This window comes from Aliidiomarina sp. (assembly GCF_047920995.1).
In the GTDB taxonomy this organism is placed as follows: Bacteria; Pseudomonadota; Gammaproteobacteria; order Enterobacterales; family Alteromonadaceae; genus Aliidiomarina.
Genome location: NZ_JBLRWZ010000031.1, coordinates 13,191 through 31,988 on the forward strand (window position 1 = coordinate 13,191; position 18,798 = coordinate 31,988).

An 18,798-nucleotide genomic window follows, 5' to 3' on the forward strand; every position below is an offset into this window, starting at 1 on the left:
TTTAGAAACTAAAAATCCAGGCTCAATTCTAGTCTATTTTGCACTCAAGGCAACGCAGATATACATTTTGTGGATCGTTAAATTCATTTATTACATTCACTTCTTGCAAAGTACGCCGAATAGCACGTTCAGTTAATGGAGTAGAACGGTTAATTCGAGCAGCAAAATGCTCAACCACTGAATTCGGAAGTAGGGCAGTTGCGCCATTCATGAAATTAGCAATAAACGCATCAAAACCCGTTAATGTTTCTTGCGGGAAGGTTACCCGATATTCTTCTAACCCAGCGCGTTCTGCGGCAATCGCTACTGCATCATCAAGTTCACCAAGGCGATCTACCAAGCCAAGCTCTAGCGCTTTGCTACCGGTCCAAACGCGCCCTTGGGCAACTTCATGAACTTCAGCAACGGATAAATCACGGGCATCGGCTACTAACTCAAGAAAATCTTGGTAAATGCGATCAACACCACCTTGAATAGCAACTTTTGCCGAGTCATTTAACGGCCGGGTAATATCGATATAAGGAAACTCGGTAGATGATACGCCATCAGTGTAAACACCAATATTGGCTAAGGCTTCTTCAATGGTGAAGAACATGCCAAACACGCCAATAGAACCAGTAATCACTGAGCTAGGAGCTACTATTTCATCCGTTCCAGCAGCAATCCAGTAGCCCCCAGAAGCAGCAACAGAGCTCATTGATGCGATAACTGGTTTGCCAGCCTCTCGTAATAATAGTAATTCTTGGCGAATTTGCTCAGATGCAAATGCACTTCCGCCCGGGCTATCAATGCGCAACACAACAGCTTTTACATCATCATCCAAACGCACATCGCGTAGGCGATTACTTAAGGTTACACCGCCTACGCTGCCGCGAGGCTGTGTGCCATCAAGAATGGTACCACTGGCGAAAACAACACGTACTTCATCACCTTGCTTAGGTTCTTTTTCACCAGAATTAATCGCTGTACGGTAATCGCGCCAGCCTATACCACGAAAACTTTTCTTTTCTTCATCGTAGCCACCAAGCTCAATTAACGCTTGGCGAATGCCTTCACTATGGGAAAGTTCATCTACTAAGCCGGCATTTTGCGCAAGAACTGCTTGGTTGTTATCAGCAGCAGCAAATAGCGTTAAGAAATCGTCCATTTGGCCACTAAGAATTTCCGGCGCTATATCACGATGGCGAGAAATGCCCGCCAGGTATTCAGCCCACATCGCATTAATCCATGCTTGGTTGGCTTCTTTCGCTTCACTCGACATATCATCACGATTGAACGGTTCTACTGCAGATTTAAAATCACCAACACGGAAAATGTGGGTAGTAACGTTAAGCTTTTCCAGTAATGAACTGAAATAGGTGGGGTACATGTGATACCCCTCAACAGCTACTGCGCCAAGTGGGTTTAAATACACCGTATCTGCTTGGCTAGCTAAATAATACTGCGATTGGCTAAAGGAAATACCATGCGCAACAATTGGCTTACCCGCTGCGCGCACTTTTTCCAGCCGTTCGGCTACTAATTGTAGCTTGCTTAAACCACCACCCCAGAAATTGCGTAAATCAAGAACTACTCCAGCGATACGATCATCCGTTGCGGCAGTATCGATAATGCGAAGGAATTCATGTAAATCAGTTTCTGGCGCACCATTCGCCCCCATCGCCTGATCAACAAAACGGTCGAAAGGCGAAATGTAGGTTGGTTCTTCAACCAATAAGCCAGCGGGGTTTAGCACAAGGAGGCCACCATCTGGAACTTCAGGTATGCTATCTTCTTGATTAATAATTAGAAAAAATCCAATTAATAGAATAATGAACACCAAGTTAACTATAACGCGGCGGGTTCCGTTAATGAATTTCCATATCGGGTTGAGTAGTTTCGCTAAAAATTTCATGATAATAACCTAGTGAATATCCTTGTTGTTATTAGTGCATATAGTGTAACAGCCTACGCTGGTTAATGAGTAGCCAAACTTTGTAACAAATCACTACTACGCGTAAGATAGCGTTCTCGATTCTTTTTTGATGTGTGGTGTAGTTGCCACGCCGTTATTTCGGATGTACTTAGGAAGCCATATGCAAGCAAAAGATCTGTTGTTAACCCGCTCTTCGATGCCTCGTGTGGTGTCGCCAGGCCCCTCAGCGGAGCAACTCCGATTACTTGAACAAGCCGCTCTTCGTGTGCCAGACCATATGAGCCTAACGCCATACACTTGTTTGGTGTATCAGGGAGCTGCGTTACAGCAACTGAGCAAGATATTTACCACGGTAAGTAAACTTGAAGATCTAACCCCAGCCGAGCAAGAACGTGCAGGGCAACTGCCACTGCGTGCGCCTTGCGTGATTGTTATTGCCACCCAATATAGAGCAGCAGAAAAAGTGCCACAGTTAGAGCAATATGCCAGTGCAGCCTGCGCTACCATGGCGATGCAACAAATGGCATTTACGCTTGGTTTAGGTGCCGTGTGGCGCACCGGGATATACGCTGAATCTAAGCATTTGAAAGCAGCATTAAAGATTAGCAGTGATAATGATATTGTTGGTTTCTTATATGTAGGAACTCCTGCGGTACCAACACCGATTAAACCTAGCAAGGATATGCAACTGTTTAGGCAAATGTAACCCAGGTTTGCGCACTGCATATCCATGCGAAGTGAATAAATATACATAAATACAGCATAATAATATTGATCTGCTTAGCGTACTTAGTTACTATCACTGCATATGATATGTAATTAAGGATTCTGCGTGTGCCAGTAACTCACCAAGTAAATTCGTTGAAATCAGAAAAAACCAGTAAGCGCCTTGGCGTAGCTGTGTTTGGTGCGAGTGGCTATGGTGGTAGTGAGTTGCTTAGTATTTTGAATAATCATGCATACTTTACTTTGAAGTATGCGTTTTCTTCAGAACGTTCGGCAGCCCAAAGCTGGGCAAGCTTAGCACCACAACTGGCAGGAACAAGCACTCTGGAAATACAGCCTTGGCTGAGCAGTAAATTCGCTGAAGTGGTAGCCGATTGTGATGCTGTTTTTCTTGCGTTACCGCACGAAGCTAGCGCGGAGCTTGCGGCGCAATTCTATGCTGCGGGGGTGTCTGTATTTGATCTTTCCGGTGCCTATCGGTTTTCGGATGCTACCCAGTTCGCGTGCACTTACGGCTTTACCCACCCGCATCCAGAATTATTGCCTTTGGCAACCTATATGTTAATGGAATGGTTAGCAGAAACACCAGATGCTTACGAGCAGCCGGTGCTTTGTGCGATTCCTGGCTGCTATCCAACAGCAGCAACGTTAGCCTTAAAACCATTAACAGCAAATGCTTTCTTGAATCCCGCCATAGCACCAGTAATTACCGCCATCAGTGGCGTTTCCGGCGCTGGCCGTGGCGTAAATGCGCGTACTTCCTTTTGTGAAGTGAGCGTGCAAGCCTACGGTGTAGGCAACCACCGGCACACTCCAGAAATTGCCAATAATTTGGCAAGTAACGTCGTGTTTACGCCGCAGCTTGGTAACTATAAACGGGGCATTGTGGCAACCTGTGTGGCTACACTTGCCGATGGCATTTCTGCCGAACAAGTTCATGCTGCGTTTGCGCAAGCATACGGCAAGCAACCATTTGTGCGCTTGGTAGATGCTCCGCCAGCGGTTGAACATGTTGCCCATACGCCATTTTGCGATATCTACGTGCAGGTTACCGGTTCACAAGTGGTGATTATTAGTGCCATTGATAATCTCATAAAAGGTGCAGCAGGGCAGGCTATACAAGCGGCAAATGCAGTATTCGGTTTACCAGCAAAAGCAGGCTTCCAACAGCACTTTGCGCAACCTGCAGCAAAAGTTATCAAAATTGGCGGTGCACTATTACAACCTAGCAACAAAGCCGCGCTGCAAAAATTCTTAAACGCTCTCGCTACCGCTGCATACCCTTGTGTGCTTGTCCATGGTGGTGGGGCATTGGTAGATAAAATGTTAGCTGCTGCCGGATTTACTTCTGAGAAAGTAAATGGCCAACGGGTTAGTGCGGCAGAGCATATGGATATTATTGTGGGTGCTCTTGCCGGTACTACTAATAAAGCGTTAGTAAACGCGGCGATTCAACATGGTCTTGTGGCGGTAGGTTTAAGTTTAGCCGATGGGCCATTATGGCATATGCAATCGCAAGCAACGCTCGGGTGCGTTGGTGTACCAGCGCAGAATGGCTTTTCTGCGCAAGGGAAAGCTTTGTTGAGTACCTTGTTGCAGCAGGGTTTTGTGCCTATCGTGAGCTCTATAGGTAGTAACGAGCAAGGCGCGCTATGTAATGTAAACGCTGACTATGCGGCGGCCGCTATTGCTATGGCACTTGATGCGGAACTGTTATTGCTGAGCGATGTTCCGGCCATTCTTGATGAGAATGGTGCTGCCATTGGTGTGGTTAGCTTAGCTGCCGCACAAAAATTATTAACCGAGCCTTTTGTAAAAGGTGGTATGCAAGTAAAACTGCAAGCCGCCATTCTTACCAGTGAGTTTTCGCGACGAACCACGGCGATTGCTAGTTGGGCAGATAGCCAAGCAGTAATCGCATTCCTCACTGAATCTGCTACCTATCATGGTACCCAGATTCAGCCTTAGCTTTTTTGGCAGTTCCACAGCCAGAATCGCCACCACAAAGTTTACTTAATTCGCTAATTTACATACGAGAATACACATGCATCTACTTTCATTGTTCGATGTGAGTGCCGAACAAATACGGCACATGTTAACCCTTGCTGGGTATATGAAAGCACACCCGGTAAGTTTTCAGCATTCGTTGAAAAATAAATCGATCGCCATGCTGTTTGAGAAGCCAAGCCTGCGCACGCGGGTAAGTTTTGAAGTTGGTATTCAGCAACTTGGTGCGCAACCGATTTATTTAGATGCGCAAATGGTAGAACCGGGGCAACGGGAAAGCGTGGAAGATATTGCTCGAAACCTCGCATGTTGGACCCACGGCATTGTTGCCCGCGTGTTTAAACACGAAACCCTACATCAGCTGAAAGCGGCGGGCATTCCGGTAGTGAACGCGCTGTGTGATATCCACCATCCGTGCCAAACGCTTGCTGATTTACTTACTATTCAAGAACGTTACCCAATTGATATGAAAGTAGTGGATATTTTGTATGTGGGTGAGGGCAATAATGTATGCCAGAGTTTGATGGTAGGGGCTGCAGCACTTGATTTAAAACTAACTGTAGTTTGCCCTGATGGCTTCGAACCAAAGGCTGAATTTCTTGCTGCCCTAAATCAGCAGTATCCAAAACATCGGATTGTTCTGATTAATGATATTACTGCAGTGCAGCACGCCGATGTGATCTATACCGATACTTGGATTTCTATGGGCGATACCCGTGATTACGCTGAAACCTGCAAGATTTTTCAACCATATCAGGTGAACAAAGCGTTGGTGGCGCGTTTACAGGCCACTACGGTAATGCATTGTTTACCCGCGCATCGTAATGATGAAATTACCGATGAAGTAATGGATAGTTCGATCAGCGCTGTATTGCAGCAAGCCGAAAATCGTTTATATGTTCAGAAAGCCGCGTTACACCATTTATTCGAGGAGATCAGCGCATGAGCCAAGGTATTACTATTGCAGCAACCACTGCTGCGCTACAAAGCAAACACACTAATGTGAAAAAGGTGGTGCTTGCGTATTCTGGTGGCCTCGATACCTCGGCTATTATTCCTTGGCTGAAGGAAAACTATGAGTGTGAGGTAGTGGCCTTTGTAGCCGATGTTGGCCAAGGCCAAGAAGAACTGGAAGGTATTGAAGAGAAAGCTTTAAGCACCGGTGCATCAGCGTGTTACGTGGTAGATCTGCAAGATAAATTTGTGAATGAATTGATTGCGCCAGCAATGCAGGCCGGTTGTATTTATGAAGAACAGTATCTATTGGGTACCGCACTAGCGCGGCCGGTAATTGCCGAAGCACAAGTGCAGTTGGCGTTAGAAGTGGGTGCAGACGCGGTATGCCATGGTTGTACCGGCAAGGGCAATGATCAGGTGCGGTTTGAAAGTACTTTTGCTGCCTTAGCTCCACATTTAACTGTGATTGCGCCCTGGCGGGAGTGGCATATGCGTTCGCGGCAAGAACTACTGAATTACTTAGCCGAGCGCAATGTGCAAACCTCTGCATCGGCAACCAAGATTTATAGCCGCGATGCTAACCTATGGCATATATCACATGAGGGCGGTGAGCTAGAAGATCCGTGGCAGCAGCCTACCGATGGTGTGTGGACCTTAAGCAACTCACCACAACAGGCGCCCGATAAAGAAGAAGTAGTAGAGATTGAATTTGCGGCAGGTGTGCTAACTCATGTAAATGGCACCGCATTAAGCCAAACCGAAGCTCTTGTGGCGCTAAATACCATTGGCGCCGAACATGGCGTGGGGCGAATTGATATTGTGGAAAACCGCTTAGTGGGCATGAAATCACGGGGATGCTATGAAACACCGGGTGGCGTGGTTTGGTACACAGCTTTGCGTGGCTTAGAAGAACTTGTGCATGATCGGCCATGCCAACGCTTGCGGCATGATCTAGGCCAACGATTAAGCGATATTCTTTATGATGGCCAGTGGTTTACGCCCGTTCGGGAGGCATTGTTAGCGGCGGTGGCTGCACTCGCTAACAAACTTACCGGTACGGTGCGCATTGGCTTATATAAAGGCAATGTAACGGTGCTCGGCCGTAAATCGCCATACAGTTTATATTCAGAAGCCTTTGCTACCTTTGAAGAAGATGAAGTGTATCAACAAAAAGATGCCGCTGGCTTTATTCGCCTTTTCAGTTTGGCGAGCCGAATTCGGGCGCTAAAACAAGGAGGTTTAGCATGAGTATGTGGGGTGGCCGGTTTGAAGAGGGCAGTGCAGTTGAATTTCGCGAATTTAATGATTCGTTAAAATTTGATTACGTGCTGGCGCCGTTTGATATTCAAGCTAGCAAAGCTTGGGTGAATGCACTTACTGAACAAGCGCTATTGAATAAGAATGAGCAACAAGCGCTACAAACCGGCCTAGATAATTTATTGGCCGAAGTGGTAGCGAATCCGCAATTGCCATTACAAAATGAAGCGGAAGATATTCACAGTTGGGTAGAGGAACAATTGCAAGATCGTATAGGCGTGGTTGCGCGTAAACTGCACACGGGCAGATCTCGTAACGATCTTGTGGCTACCGATTTACGGTTGTGGGCGATCGAGCGAGCAACGTTGATCGGTGAGCAGATCGCTGCAACGATCGATGCGCTTCTCGTTTTCGCTGAGCGCTATGAAGATACCGTGATTCCAGGCTACACCCATTTGCAGCGCGCCCAGCCAGTGCTTGTATCACACTGGGCGTTAGCTTATGTAGAAATGTTAGAGCGCGATTTGGATCGTTTAAGCCAGGCCCGCGATCGCGCAGGGCAGTGCCCACTTGGTTGTGGTGCCCTAGCGGGATCTGGCGTAACCGTTGAACGATCAAAAATAGCCCATGAGCTCGGGTTTCGCGATCCTTGCCGCAATAGCTTAGATGCAGTATCGGATCGTGATTTTGTAATCGAGCTGCTCAGCGTTGCCAGTTTAAGCATGGTGCATTTATCGCGGCTATCTGAAGATATTGTTTTCTATTGCTCGGGTGAAGCTGGTTTCTTTCTGCTCGGTGATGCTATTTCCAGTGGTTCTTCGTTGATGCCGCAAAAGAAGAATCCGGATGTGTTTGAGCTTATTCGCGGTAAAACTGGGCGCGTGGTGGGTAATTTACAAGCCATGCTGATTACCGTAAAAGGCCTGCCATTGGCATACAACAAGGATATGCAGGAAGACAAAGAAGGGTTTTTTGATGCTTTACAGCAGTGGCAACAGTGCTTGAGCATCGTGGCGTATGCATTGCCGCACTTGAGTGTAGCGGAAAATGTGGCGCTAGATGCAGCAGAGCGAGGCTACAGTAACGCTACAGATTTAGCGGATTACCTGGTAAGTAAGGGCATTGCGTTTCGCGATGCACACGAACTTAGTGGCCAGTTGGTACTCATTGCATTGCGCAAGAACGTGCCACTGGAAGGGCTCGAATTGGCAGCTCTGCAGGAAGTAGCTCCGCAAATTGGCAATGATGTGTATGCTGCCTTGGCATTACGGGCAGGAATGAGCCGCAGAGCGGCACTTGGCGGTACCGCGCCGGTTCGAGTACATGGTGCGTTGCGGCGGGCTCGGCAACGGTTACAAGCGCATGTAGCCGCATTAACTCACGTTCGTCAGGCAAAGCTCAGTGATGTGCCAAAAATTGCCGAATTAATTCGTTACTGGGCGGCAAAAGGCGAACACTTGCCGCGTAAAGATGAAGACATTATGCAAGCGATTCATCAGTTTGCTATCGCGGAAATCGATGGCGAAATTGTTGGCTGTGGTGCCCTGTATGTGTTCGGTACAGGCCTTGCGGAGATTCGCTCTTTGGGTTTGCAAGAGGGGCTACAAGGGAAGGGCTTAGGCGCGGAAATCGTGCAGTTTTTGCTTGATCAAGCGCGTAACTTGGGTATTGGCAGAGTAATCGCGTTAACGCGAGCGCCAGCTTTTTTCGCTAAAATTGGTTTTGAGATTGCGGATAAGAGCCGTTGGCCTGAGAAAGTAATGAAAGATTGTGAGTTTTGTCCTCGTAAACATGCGTGCGATGAAACTGGCTTAGAAATACGCTTGTAGATACGGCATAAAATCCCCTCCCCCAGGAAGGAAAAAGCCGCTGCCAACGTTACTGTTGCAGCGGCTTTCTTTTTTCTAGTGCCAGTACGCTCAGAATTGAGCGTGGGTTATGAAAGCAAACATGATTCTAGAGCTTAAGCTGTTTAGAAATCAGCGTTCTTCGGGCTACGCGGAAAGGGAATTACATCGCGAATGTTTTGCACACCGGTAACATAAGCCACCAAGCGTTCAAAACCTAACCCAAATCCAGCATGTGGCACGGTGCCGTAACGCCGTAAATCGCGATACCAGCTGTATTCTTCTTTCGGTAAGCCCATTTCATCTAAACGGCGATCCAACAGGTCTAGGCGCTCTTCACGGGCGCTACCACCGATGATTTCACCAATGCCTGGCGCTAATACATCCATCGCCGCAACAGTTTTACCATCATCGTTTTGGCGCATGTAAAACGCTTTAATATCACGCGGGTAGTTTTTCAAAATCACCGGTGCGCCAACATGCTCTTCGGCAAGGTAACGCTCGTGTTCTGATTGTAAATCGGTACCCCACTCAACAGGATAGGCGAACTCTTTACCGCAATTTTGCAGGATAGTTACCGCATCGGTGTAGTCCATGTGCACGAAATCATTGCTAATCACGTGTTCAAGACGGCTTATCGCTTCCTTATCGATTCGTTCAGCGAAAAATGCCATATCGTCTGCGCGTTCTGCGAGCACAGCTTTGAATACGTACTTAAGCATGTCTTCTGCTAGGTTCGCCATATCATCCAGATCGGCAAAGGCAACTTCCGGCTCAATCATCCAAAACTCAGCTAAATGACGGCTAGTGTTTGAGTTTTCCGCGCGGAACGTAGGGCCAAAGGTGTACACGTTAGAAAGGGCACAAGCGTAAGTTTCTACGTTAAGTTGCCCCGAAACCGTTAAAAACGCTTCTTTACCGAAGAAATCTTCCTTAAAGTTTACTTTTCCTTCATCGGTGAGTGGTAAGTTGGTTAAATCTAGAGTGGAAACCCGGAATAGCTCGCCAGCACCCTCGGCATCACTGGTAGTGATGATAGGGGTACTAATCCAATAAAAGTTACGTTCGTGGAAAAAACGATGAACCGCTTGTGCTAAACAATGGCGTACTCGCGTAACCGCTCCGGTAATATTAGTACGCGGGCGTAGGTGCGCGAATTCCCGTAAATACTCCATACTGTGGCGCTTTGGTGCCATAGGATAAGTATCAGGATCTTCCACCCAACCTAGCACTTCTACCGCTGTAGCTTGCAGTTCAAAAGCTTGGCCTTTGCCAGCAGATTCGGCAACCGTGCCGGTAATAGCAACGGAGCAGCCCGTGGTAAGTTTTACCACCTCAGAGCTGTAATTATTCAGTTCATTTGGTACAACGGCTTGCACGGTATCGAAGCACGAACCATCGTGCACATTAATAAAGGAAATACCGGCTTTGGAATCACGGCGGGTGCGCACCCAACCACGAACCGTTACCGTATCACCAGTGGCAAATTTACCACCGAGAACATCTTTGATTACAGCAATAGACATGAAACTAATTCTCCGAAACGCGTTCGTTAAAATTACGGCTATGTTAATACACGAGTAATAAGCGGTTTATGTTACTTTTTTACGTTTCCTTTCGCAACGTAAAGCGCAACGTAAAGCGCAACCTAAACCACAACGTAAACCACAACGTAAACCACAATTCAATTCCCGCTCAGATCAAGATTTGCAATATTGCTGTATGGCATGCGTAAGTTGGCTTAGTTGCGCCGTGTTAATAATATACGGCGGCATGATATAGAGTAGGCGGCCAAATGGGCGGATCCACACGCCGAGCTCAACAAACAAGCGTTGCGCGGCGGCAACATCAATCGGCTGCTGCATTTCAACTACCCCAATGGCCCCAAATACGCGCACATCAGCCACACTAGGCAATGCTTTACAAGGCGCCAGTTCTTGGTTGAGTTGTTGCTCGATAGCCGGTACTTGTTCTTGCCAAGCGCCGCTGGCCACAATGTTTAAACTGGCACATGCTACCGCGCATGCAAGTGGGTTACCCATAAACGTAGGCCCATGCATTAAATTACCGCCCCCGGGGCCATTACCAATGGTTGTTGCTACAGCGCGAGTAGTAATGGTGGCCGCAAGGGTAAGATAACCTCCCGTAAGTGCTTTACCTACGCAAAGGATATCGGCAACGATGTTGGCATGTTCACAGGCGAAAAGGGTGCCGGTGCGGCCAAATCCAGTAGCAATTTCATCGGCAATTAGCAGTACATCGTATTCATCGCAAAGTTGCCTAGCTTGCCGTAAATACTCCGGGTGATAAAAACGCATACCGCCAGCACCTTGCACAATAGGCTCAAGAATGAATGCCGCAATTTCGTGATGATGTTCTGCAAATAAGGCTTTTAACGGGGCAATATCCTGATCATGCCAAGCTTCGGTGGGTTTAATTTGTGGTGCAGGAGCGAAAATATGCTCAGGTAATACACCACGAAACAACTCATGCATACCGTTCACCGGATCGCACACCGACATTGCTGCAAAAGTATCGCCGTGATAGCCATTGCGTATGGTTAATAGCCTATTTTTATGCGCTTTATTGCGGCTTACTTGATATTGCATAGCCATTTTAATGGCTACTTCCACAGCAATTGAACCTGAATCTGCTAAAAATACCGCGTTAAGTGGCTCTGGGGTGAGCGCTACCAAGCGTTTACAGAGCTCAATTGCAGGTGCATGAGTAATGCCGCCGAACATAACATGCGCTACCTGATCGATTTGTTGATGGGCTGCAGCATTTAATTCGGGATGATTATAGCCGTGAATTGCCGACCACCAGGATGCCATGCCATCGATAAGCTCAATACCGTTGTTTAAAGTGAGTGTTACCCCTTGAGCACTTTGCACCGGATAGGTAGGTAACGGATTGGTAAGTGAAGTATATGGATGCCAAATATGTGCCTGATCAAATGCGAGATCTGCATCTGTGATACTAGATTCCGCGTTTGTTTTTACGCTTGTTAATGAATTTGTATTGCTCATATAATAACCGAATGTAAACTTGGTGGGTTTCATCTAGTTGACAGTGTAAAGTGTACCGCTATCCTAGTCGAGTTTTTAGCGTACTAATCGCTTGGCAAATGTTGTAATAAGTGCTTTGGCAAGTTGCTTTTGCATATTGCCCAACAAGCCCCTTAGTGCGCACCATAATGATAACTACACAGGAAGCGAATCCAGTGAATTCACCTACAGTATCAGCTGCACAGCAAATCTCGGGAAACCAGAGCCCAGGAAACCCGCAACAAGCGGTACATGGCAATGCAGCTCACAACGGCAAAAATGCGCCTCCGAAGCAATGGCAACGCAGTGAAATTGCCGCATTATTTGCCTTACCCATGAACGATTTGTTGTTTCGTGCGCAAACGGTGCACCGCGAGCACTTTAACCCGAACGAGGTGCAGGTAAGTACGTTGCTATCGATTAAAACGGGTGCTTGCCCAGAAGATTGCAAATACTGCCCACAAAGCGCGCGTTATGATACCGGCTTGGAAAAAGAGCAGTTAATGGAAGTGCAAAAGGTGTTGGAGCAGGCAGAGCGAGCGCTACAAACTGGAGCTACCCGATTCTGTATGGGCGCTGCGTGGCGCGATCCGAAAGCGCGCGATATGCCAAAGCTTAAAGCGATGATTGAAGGCGTGCGAGAAATGGGCTTAGAAACCTGTATGACCCTCGGCATGCTTTCCAATGAACAAGCTGCAGCGCTCGCCGAAGCTGGTTTAGATTACTACAATCATAACTTGGATACTTCACCAGAATTTTATGGCGAAATTATCACCACTCGTACCTATCAAGATCGCTTGAATACCCTGCAATCGGTGCGCAATGCTGGCATGAAAGTGTGTTCCGGCGGTATCGTGGGTATGGGGGAAGAACAAAAAGATCGGATAGGGCTGTTACAGCAGCTTGCCAATATGCCATTACCACCGGAATCTGTGCCTATTAACCAGTTAGTGAAAGTGTCTGGAACCCCGCTAGATTCGCTGGAAGATTTGGACCCGTTTGAGTTTATTCGGTGTATCGCCATAGCGCGCATTTTAATGCCGAAATCCCATGTGCGGCTTTCTGCCGGCCGTGAAACCATGAGCGATGAAATGCAAGCATTGTGTTTCTTTGCTGGCGCGAACTCGATCTTCTATGGCGAGAAATTGCTCACAACAGCCAACCCTGTGGCGGATGCCGATCAACGTTTGTTCGCACGATTAGGGATTCGCCCTGAAGCTGCAAAAGCTAAAAAAGAGTTATTTTACGATGCCGCAGCAAACGATTCGCAATCAGCTCGCTAATAAACTCGCGGCAAAACAAGAGCGCAGCTTGCTGCGTTCGCTGTTGGCGCGCCCTCATTTCGGTGCGTCTGCCGGTTTAGTAGGGCTAAATAACAATGAAAATACGGCATCAGATGATATCGCTTACCGTAACTTTTGCAGTAATGATTATCTAGGCTTAAGCCAGCATGCTGAGGTAATCGCTGCGTTTCAAAGCGGTATTCAGCGCTGGGGGGTTGGTGCTGGTGCCAGCCCGCTGGTAACCGGATACACTGAGGCTCATGCAGCCTTGGCGGAAGCCTTAGCGGCTTGGTTTGGTGTAGAACGTGTAATCTTGTTCAGCAGCGGTTTTAGTGCTAATGCGGGCGTACTGCACACACTACGAGCTGCTGGCGCAGTACCAGTAATCGATAAACTATGCCATGCCTCTATTTATGATGGCGTGCGCGGGTATCTTGGTGGTACTGAGCGCGCTAATAAAGCTCCGCGAGGTAAAAGTGATTTTTTACGGTTTTTGCACAATGATTACACGGATCTACAGCGGCAACTTGATAACCTATCCTTTGCTACAGCAGATGCCCGAGAACATGCCCTTATAGTATCAGAAGGGCTGTTTAGTATGGATGGCGATGGCGCAGATGTGGCCGCGTTAGTAGCTGCAAAACAACGCGCGAATGGCCTGTTAATGCTCGATGATGCCCATGGTATTGGGGTTATGGGCCAGCATTATCGGGGAGTGTTTGATGCGCCTAATAGTAATGCAATTGATGTAGTTACCGGCACCTTCGGCAAAGCATTTGGTATGGGTGGGGCATTTATCGCAACTGATCATCTTATTGCCGATAGCTTAGTGAATGATTGTCGCCATTTAATATATAGCACTGCGTTTCCGCCTGCTCAGGCGGAAGCATTGTTAGCGGCACTCAAGGTGATGCAGCGCGGGGAATTACAGACGAAATTGCAACACCGTATACAGCAATTTCGGCAGTTGGCTGCAGAGCAGGGGCTGCGCATTAGTGCAGCGGCAGCTAATGCGCCGATTCAACCCATAGTGATTGGCGGAAACGAACTTGCTTTGCGGTTCAGCAAAGCACTCGCTAAGCAAGGATTTCAAGCAATCGCGATTCGCCCACCAACGGTTCCAAACGGTACCGCAAGAATTCGGTTTACGCTAAGTGCACTGCATTCCGAGCAGGCGATTAGCGAACTCTTTGCCGCCGTAACGGATATTCTTGCGATGGATAAGGAGCTTGCTGATGCTTGCACAGTACGATAAAGCGGCGGTAGCCAAGCGCTTTACCCAGCAGGCGTTCGCGTATACTGAACATGCCCAAGTTCAGCAGCTTAGCGCTCATTACCTGCTGCAGCTACTACAGGATTGGTTAAGTAGCCGGCAAACCATTACAAGTAAGGCGCCGTTTGCTACCTTACTTGATCTTGGTTGTGGGCCGGGGGTTAATAGCGTGGAATTAGCAGCGGTTGCTCGGCACTATTTGGGCGTGGATATCGCCGCTGGCATGGTACAGGCGGCGCAGGAACAAAGCTTAGCGAATGAATCATTGCGCCAACGTATGGAAAACGGCACGGCTAGCTTTCTACAAGCTGACATGGAACAACTGCCACTGCGGAATGATTCGGTAACAGGGCTGTATTCTAATTTAGCAGTGCAATGGAGTAATCAGCCACAACAGCTATTGCATGAGTTGTATCGTGTATTAGCACCCGGTGGTATGGCGTGGATTAGTACCGTTCTGAACAATAGTTTGCAGCCCTTTGCTGATTTACGGCGGAATTATTTATCTCAAGATGGCGTGAACGCGCAACCAACTCTGTTGCAGTGGCAAGCATGGCTGCAGCAAGTAGGCTTTTCAGTGCGCTATATTGAAGAGCGGCGGGAAACATCTTGGTTCTCTAATTTAAGAGAGTTAATACGCAGTGTTAGCCGCATTGGTGCGGATCAGCAACGTACTCATACAGCACCACAACTTAGCAGTAGAGAATGGCTAAGCCACCAGCGAAGCTATGAGTTATTTCGTACTGAACTCGGGTTACCTTTGCATTACCAATTGGGGTATTTCGTAATACAGAAATGAAACTCAATAAAGCATTCAGTTAAACTCAAGTTCACTATCAATAACATAGTCTTCTTTATATTGAGAAAAAGTATAGATGAAATCATTTTTTGTAACAGCTACGGATACCGATGCCGGTAAAACTGAAGTGGCCGCTCTAGTGCTGAAAGCATTGGCAATGCAGGGATATGCAAGCATTGCCATGAAACCAATTGCTGCTGGGTGTGAACTGCAAACCATTAGCACTGAAACAGAAACAAGTCAAAAACTGCGGAATAGCGATGCGCTAACGCTACAGAAAAACGCGACTATAAGTTTGCCCTATGAGGAGGTAAATCCGTTTGCTTATGCGCCACCTATTGCTCCACATGTTGCGGCAGCACTCTGCTCTGATACCCCAACACCATCGGTGGCGAGTTTACTGCAAGCCTACACCAAGCTTACCAAGCTAGATGCGGATGTATTAATTTGTGAAGGCGCAGGTGGCTGGCAATTACCGATTAATGAGAGCGAGTATCTTGCTGATTTTGTGGTAGCTGCGCAGATGCCTGTTATTCTCGTGGTTTCTATGCGCTTAGGATGTATTAATCATGCGTTGTTAACAGCAATGGCGATTAGAGCCTGCGGTTTACCGCTAGCAGGCTGGGTGGCGAATCAAGTAAATCCAGAACAGATGCCATTTTATCAAGAAAACATCGCCAGTATTGCCCAGCGCATTGGTGCTCCGTTACTTGCCGAAGTACCGCACTTTGCTGGTACGCATGATCAGTGGTTAGCCGCAGAGCTGGCTAAACCCCAAAACATGCTCAATATTTTGGGGCTTTAAGGGTTATAGGTAGGTAGAACAATCAGTTCCTGCGCGCAGTGGCTGCGATGTACCATCACGAAATAGCACGCCGTCTAAATCACCGAGTAATTGCATTTTGCGGTCGGTGATTTTCAGTGCTGTACCTTCGCGAATACCAATAATACTGGTGGCCGGGTTAAGTACCATAAATTCGGCAAGGCGCTGAGCTCTGGTTTCGCCATGAAAACCGGGTGGATGGTTATCAAAATAATGCGGATTTAATTGAAAGTTCACCGCCGCAAGAGCCCGAAAGGAAGGGGGCTGTACAATCGGCATATCATTGGTGGTGCGTATGCTAGGGCCCGCAATGTTCGAGCCTGCACTCCAGCCTGCATAGGGCATGCCGGCAAGAATCCGCTGGCGCAAAATATCTAACAATCCGAAACGATATAAGTAATCAAGCAGCACAAAGGTATTGCCGCCGCCCACGGCTACGGAATCAGCGGCAAGAAGGGCCTGTTTAGGGTTGCTAAATTCATTAATGCCTTGAACCTTTACAGTGCTCAATACCGTATCTTTAGCATCGCCCATTGTTTCTCTCGATAGGGCCTGCTGAACGCGGGCTGTATAAGCGGCATGGCTCATGGTAACGCCAGCATAAGGAATAAACAGTACCTTACGTTGGCCAAAATGTTGGCTTAACCAAGGTGCCGCGTGTTCCAAGTAGTTACTATTGCCAGCTTTAGAGCTACTAAGAAGAAGCATATTGCGCATGAGAAATCCTTTGTTGAAGAAATTTTGGCTACTGTTTTCATGGGCTGCAAGCTTAAACCCAGGATTTGAAAATAGCAAAAAGATCCCTTGAAAACTGTTGCGGCAGAGCAGATATAGTAGGGCAGGTATAATTGTTTCGGGGAACAAGTAATGAAACGAGTAGTTTTATTTTTAGCCACAAACTTAGCCATTTTGGTTGTGCTAAGCATTGTAATGAGTGTTGTAATGTCGGTGTTTGGGGTCGATTTCGGCAGCTACACCGGGTTATTGGTATTTGCAGCGATTTTTGGTTTTGGCGGTGCGTTCATCTCGTTATTCATGTCCAAATGGATGGCGAAACGTGCAACCCGAGCACGGGTTATTGAACAACCAAGTAGCGATGTTGAGCGTTGGTTATTAAATACCGTGGCGCGGCAAGCGCAAATCAAGATGCCGGAAGTGGCCATTTATGATTCACCGGAACCAAATGCATTTGCGACGGGCGCAACAAAAAATAGTTCCTTAGTTGCCGTTTCTACAGGTTTATTGCGCAGCATGAATAAAGACGAAGTAGAGGCGGTGCTTGCACATGAGGTAAGTCACGTAGCGAATGGTGATATGGTAACCCTTACGCTGATTCAAGGCGTAGTGAACACCTTCGTGATTTTCTTGGCCCGCGCATTGGCAGGGCTGATTAATAGTGCTCTGAGAGGCAATCAACAAGGTGGTAGTCACCATGGTGGCGGGGGCTTTGCTTATTTTGGCTTGGTTATTTTGTTCGAAATTGTGTTTGGTGCACTTGCGAGCTTAATCGTATTTTACTTTTCCCGACAACGGGAATATCGAGCCGATGCAGGCGCTGCACGTTTAGTAGGTGCGCCAAAAATGATTGCCGCATTACAACGCTTATCACAAGGGCGTGAATCGCAGCTGGATGATAAAATGCTAGCGTTTGGTATTAAGGGAAAACTTACAAAAAGTGAATTAATGATGACTCATCCACCGATTGAGAAACGTATTGCTGCATTGCGTGACCGGAGATTTCAATGATTGTTGATCTACAGCAGCAAAATGCCACGGCGAACTACCATTTAATGACGCAAACTCTGATTCCCCGGCCTGTTGCATGGGTGTTAAGTGAGCATCAGCTCGGACATTTGAATTTAGCCCCATTTTCATACTTCACGGCGGTTTCAAGCGAGCCGCCGTTGTTGATGTTTTCAGTGGGCAATAAAGCCCTAAACGAAGGTAAAGATACCAAGGTAAACATAGCCAGGAATCACTATTTTGTAGTGCATATTGCACCGCAATCTTTAGCTAAGGAAGTTACCGAAACATCACGCGCTTTGCCCGCCGAGCAATCGGAACTTACAGATCTAGGGCTTACTACAGTGCCGTTCGAGGGCTTTCCATTACCTCGTTTAGAGAGCTGTTCAATTGCCTTTGGATGTAAACTACATTCTTTACAAGATGTGCCTGGCGCGCCGCAAACATTAGTGTTCGGTGAAATCGAACGGGTGTTTATTGATGATCGCGTTAGCGAAATTCAGTATAAGGAAAAGAGCAATGGTGATATATCTGAACGGATTATTGTTGACGCTCTAAAAGTACAACCTCTAGCACGCTTGGGTGCTGACCAATATGGCTGCTTAGGCTCTATTTTAGAGATTTCACGGCCAAAATAATTTGAAGTGGTCAAAAACCCCGAATTTGCGTTGCAATCCTGTGCCTACGCAGATACATTCAATGTTCTCCTGATTATAAGTAGTGAAAGGAACGTATTATGCAGTGGACACCTGAAAGCTGGCGGAAATTTCCAATTCAACAGCAACCTACATACGCAGATCAAGCAGTACTTGCTACTGTGGAATCGCAACTGAAGCGTTATCCACCGTTAGTGTTTGCTGAAGAAATCCGTCGGTTACAAAGCCATTTGGGCGATGTGTGTCACGGCAATGCCTTTTTGCTGCAAGGGGGCGATTGCGCCGAATCGTTTCGCGATTTCACGGCCCCAAAAATTCGCGACACCTTCAAAGTGATGCTGCAAATGGCTATCGTAATGACCTTTGCTGGTGAAGTACCTGTAGTAAAGGTTGCCCGCATGGCGGGGCAATTTGCAAAGCCACGTTCTAGTAATGAAGAGGTAATTGAAGGCGTATCGTTGCCGA

The 18,798-nt window shown here is 47.4% G+C and carries 16 protein-coding genes; 12 read left to right on the top strand and 4 right to left on the bottom strand.

All coding sequences use genetic code 11. From position 1 onward, the window contains the following. Nucleotides 1-28 precede the first annotated feature (28 nt). On the bottom strand, nt 29-1,894 hold the full coding sequence (gene sppA, locus ACNA7P_RS08900) for a signal peptide peptidase SppA (RefSeq protein ID WP_416258272.1): 1,866 nt from the start codon (nt 1,892-1,894) through the stop codon (nt 29-31). A 181-nt stretch (nt 1,895-2,075) separates the two neighbouring features. Between sppA and ACNA7P_RS08905 the strand changes: the two genes are divergently transcribed. The 5 genes from ACNA7P_RS08905 to argH all read left to right on the top strand — a co-directional run bounded on the left by ACNA7P_RS08905 (nt 2,076) and on the right by argH (nt 8,691). Then, the gene (locus tag ACNA7P_RS08905; RefSeq protein ID WP_416258273.1) at nt 2,076-2,621 is read left to right on the top strand and encodes a nitroreductase; all 546 of its coding nucleotides are present in this window, start codon (nt 2,076-2,078) and stop codon (nt 2,619-2,621) included. A gap of 128 nt (nt 2,622-2,749) precedes the next feature. After that, complete coding sequence (gene argC, locus ACNA7P_RS08910; RefSeq protein ID WP_416258274.1) at nt 2,750-4,609, top strand: N-acetyl-gamma-glutamyl-phosphate reductase; 1,860 nt, start codon at nt 2,750-2,752, stop codon at nt 4,607-4,609. A gap of 76 nt (nt 4,610-4,685) precedes the next feature. Next, entirely contained in the window at nt 4,686-5,594 is a 909-nt protein-coding gene (argF, locus tag ACNA7P_RS08915) for an ornithine carbamoyltransferase (protein WP_416258275.1), read from the top strand. After that, complete coding sequence (locus ACNA7P_RS08920; protein WP_416258276.1) at nt 5,591-6,853, top strand: argininosuccinate synthase; 1,263 nt, start codon at nt 5,591-5,593, stop codon at nt 6,851-6,853. The genes argF and ACNA7P_RS08920 overlap by 4 nt, the downstream gene beginning before the upstream one ends. Next, nucleotides 6,850-8,691 carry an argininosuccinate lyase gene (argH, locus tag ACNA7P_RS08925; protein ID WP_416258277.1) on the top strand — a complete coding sequence of 614 codons (1,842 nt, stop codon included), beginning with the start codon at nt 6,850-6,852 and terminating at the stop codon, nt 8,689-8,691. Before ACNA7P_RS08920 ends, argH begins: the two co-directional genes overlap by 4 nt. Before the next feature lie 143 nt (nt 8,692-8,834). Here the strand turns inward: argH and asnS are convergent, their stop codons facing one another. Together asnS and bioA are read right to left on the bottom strand one after the other, a co-directional pair. Then, nucleotides 8,835-10,235 carry an asparagine--tRNA ligase gene (gene asnS, locus ACNA7P_RS08930; protein WP_416258278.1) on the bottom strand — a complete coding sequence of 467 codons (1,401 nt, stop codon included), beginning with the start codon at nt 10,233-10,235 and terminating at the stop codon, nt 8,835-8,837. Nucleotides 10,236-10,409: 174 nt separating this feature from the next. Next, nucleotides 10,410-11,738, bottom strand: coding sequence for an adenosylmethionine--8-amino-7-oxononanoate transaminase (gene bioA / locus ACNA7P_RS08935; RefSeq protein ID WP_416258279.1), 1,329 nt, complete (start codon nt 11,736-11,738; stop codon nt 10,410-10,412). Nucleotides 11,739-11,905: 167 nt separating this feature from the next. Between bioA and bioB the strand changes: the two genes are divergently transcribed. The 4 genes from bioB (at nt 11,906) to bioD (ending at nt 15,916) form a co-directional block, all read left to right on the top strand. Beyond that, nucleotides 11,906-13,039 (top strand): biotin synthase BioB, encoded by a 1,134-nt coding sequence (gene bioB / locus ACNA7P_RS08940; RefSeq protein WP_416258280.1) that lies wholly within the window; start codon nt 11,906-11,908, stop codon nt 13,037-13,039. Continuing rightward, a complete protein-coding gene (locus ACNA7P_RS08945; RefSeq protein ID WP_416258281.1) occupies nt 13,005-14,294 on the top strand; it encodes an aminotransferase class I/II-fold pyridoxal phosphate-dependent enzyme in 1,290 nt (429 codons plus the stop codon). Before bioB ends, ACNA7P_RS08945 begins: the two co-directional genes overlap by 35 nt. Next, nucleotides 14,275-15,111: a methyltransferase domain-containing protein gene (locus tag ACNA7P_RS08950; RefSeq protein WP_416258282.1), complete on the top strand. Its 837-nt coding sequence runs from the start codon at nt 14,275-14,277 to the stop codon at nt 15,109-15,111. The genes ACNA7P_RS08945 and ACNA7P_RS08950 overlap by 20 nt, the downstream gene beginning before the upstream one ends. A 76-nt stretch (nt 15,112-15,187) precedes the next feature. Then, nucleotides 15,188-15,916: a dethiobiotin synthase gene (gene bioD / locus ACNA7P_RS08955; protein WP_416258283.1), complete on the top strand. Its 729-nt coding sequence runs from the start codon at nt 15,188-15,190 to the stop codon at nt 15,914-15,916. A gap of 3 nt (nt 15,917-15,919) precedes the next feature. On the opposite strand, the gene pepE is transcribed toward bioD, so the two are convergent. Continuing rightward, nucleotides 15,920-16,651, bottom strand: coding sequence for a dipeptidase PepE (pepE, locus tag ACNA7P_RS08960; protein WP_416258284.1), 732 nt, complete (start codon nt 16,649-16,651; stop codon nt 15,920-15,922). A gap of 150 nt (nt 16,652-16,801) precedes the next feature. On the opposite strand from pepE, the gene htpX reads away from it, so the two are divergent. From htpX to ACNA7P_RS08975, 3 genes are all read left to right on the top strand, one after another. After that, on the top strand, nt 16,802-17,680 hold the full coding sequence (gene htpX, locus ACNA7P_RS08965) for a protease HtpX (RefSeq protein ID WP_416258285.1): 879 nt from the start codon (nt 16,802-16,804) through the stop codon (nt 17,678-17,680). Beyond that, entirely contained in the window at nt 17,677-18,315 is a 639-nt protein-coding gene (locus ACNA7P_RS08970) for a flavin reductase family protein (protein ID WP_416258286.1), read from the top strand. Before htpX ends, ACNA7P_RS08970 begins: the two co-directional genes overlap by 4 nt. A gap of 95 nt (nt 18,316-18,410) precedes the next feature. Further along, a partial coding sequence (locus ACNA7P_RS08975) for a 3-deoxy-7-phosphoheptulonate synthase (RefSeq protein WP_416258289.1) occupies nt 18,411-18,798 on the top strand: 388 nt, incomplete at its 3' end.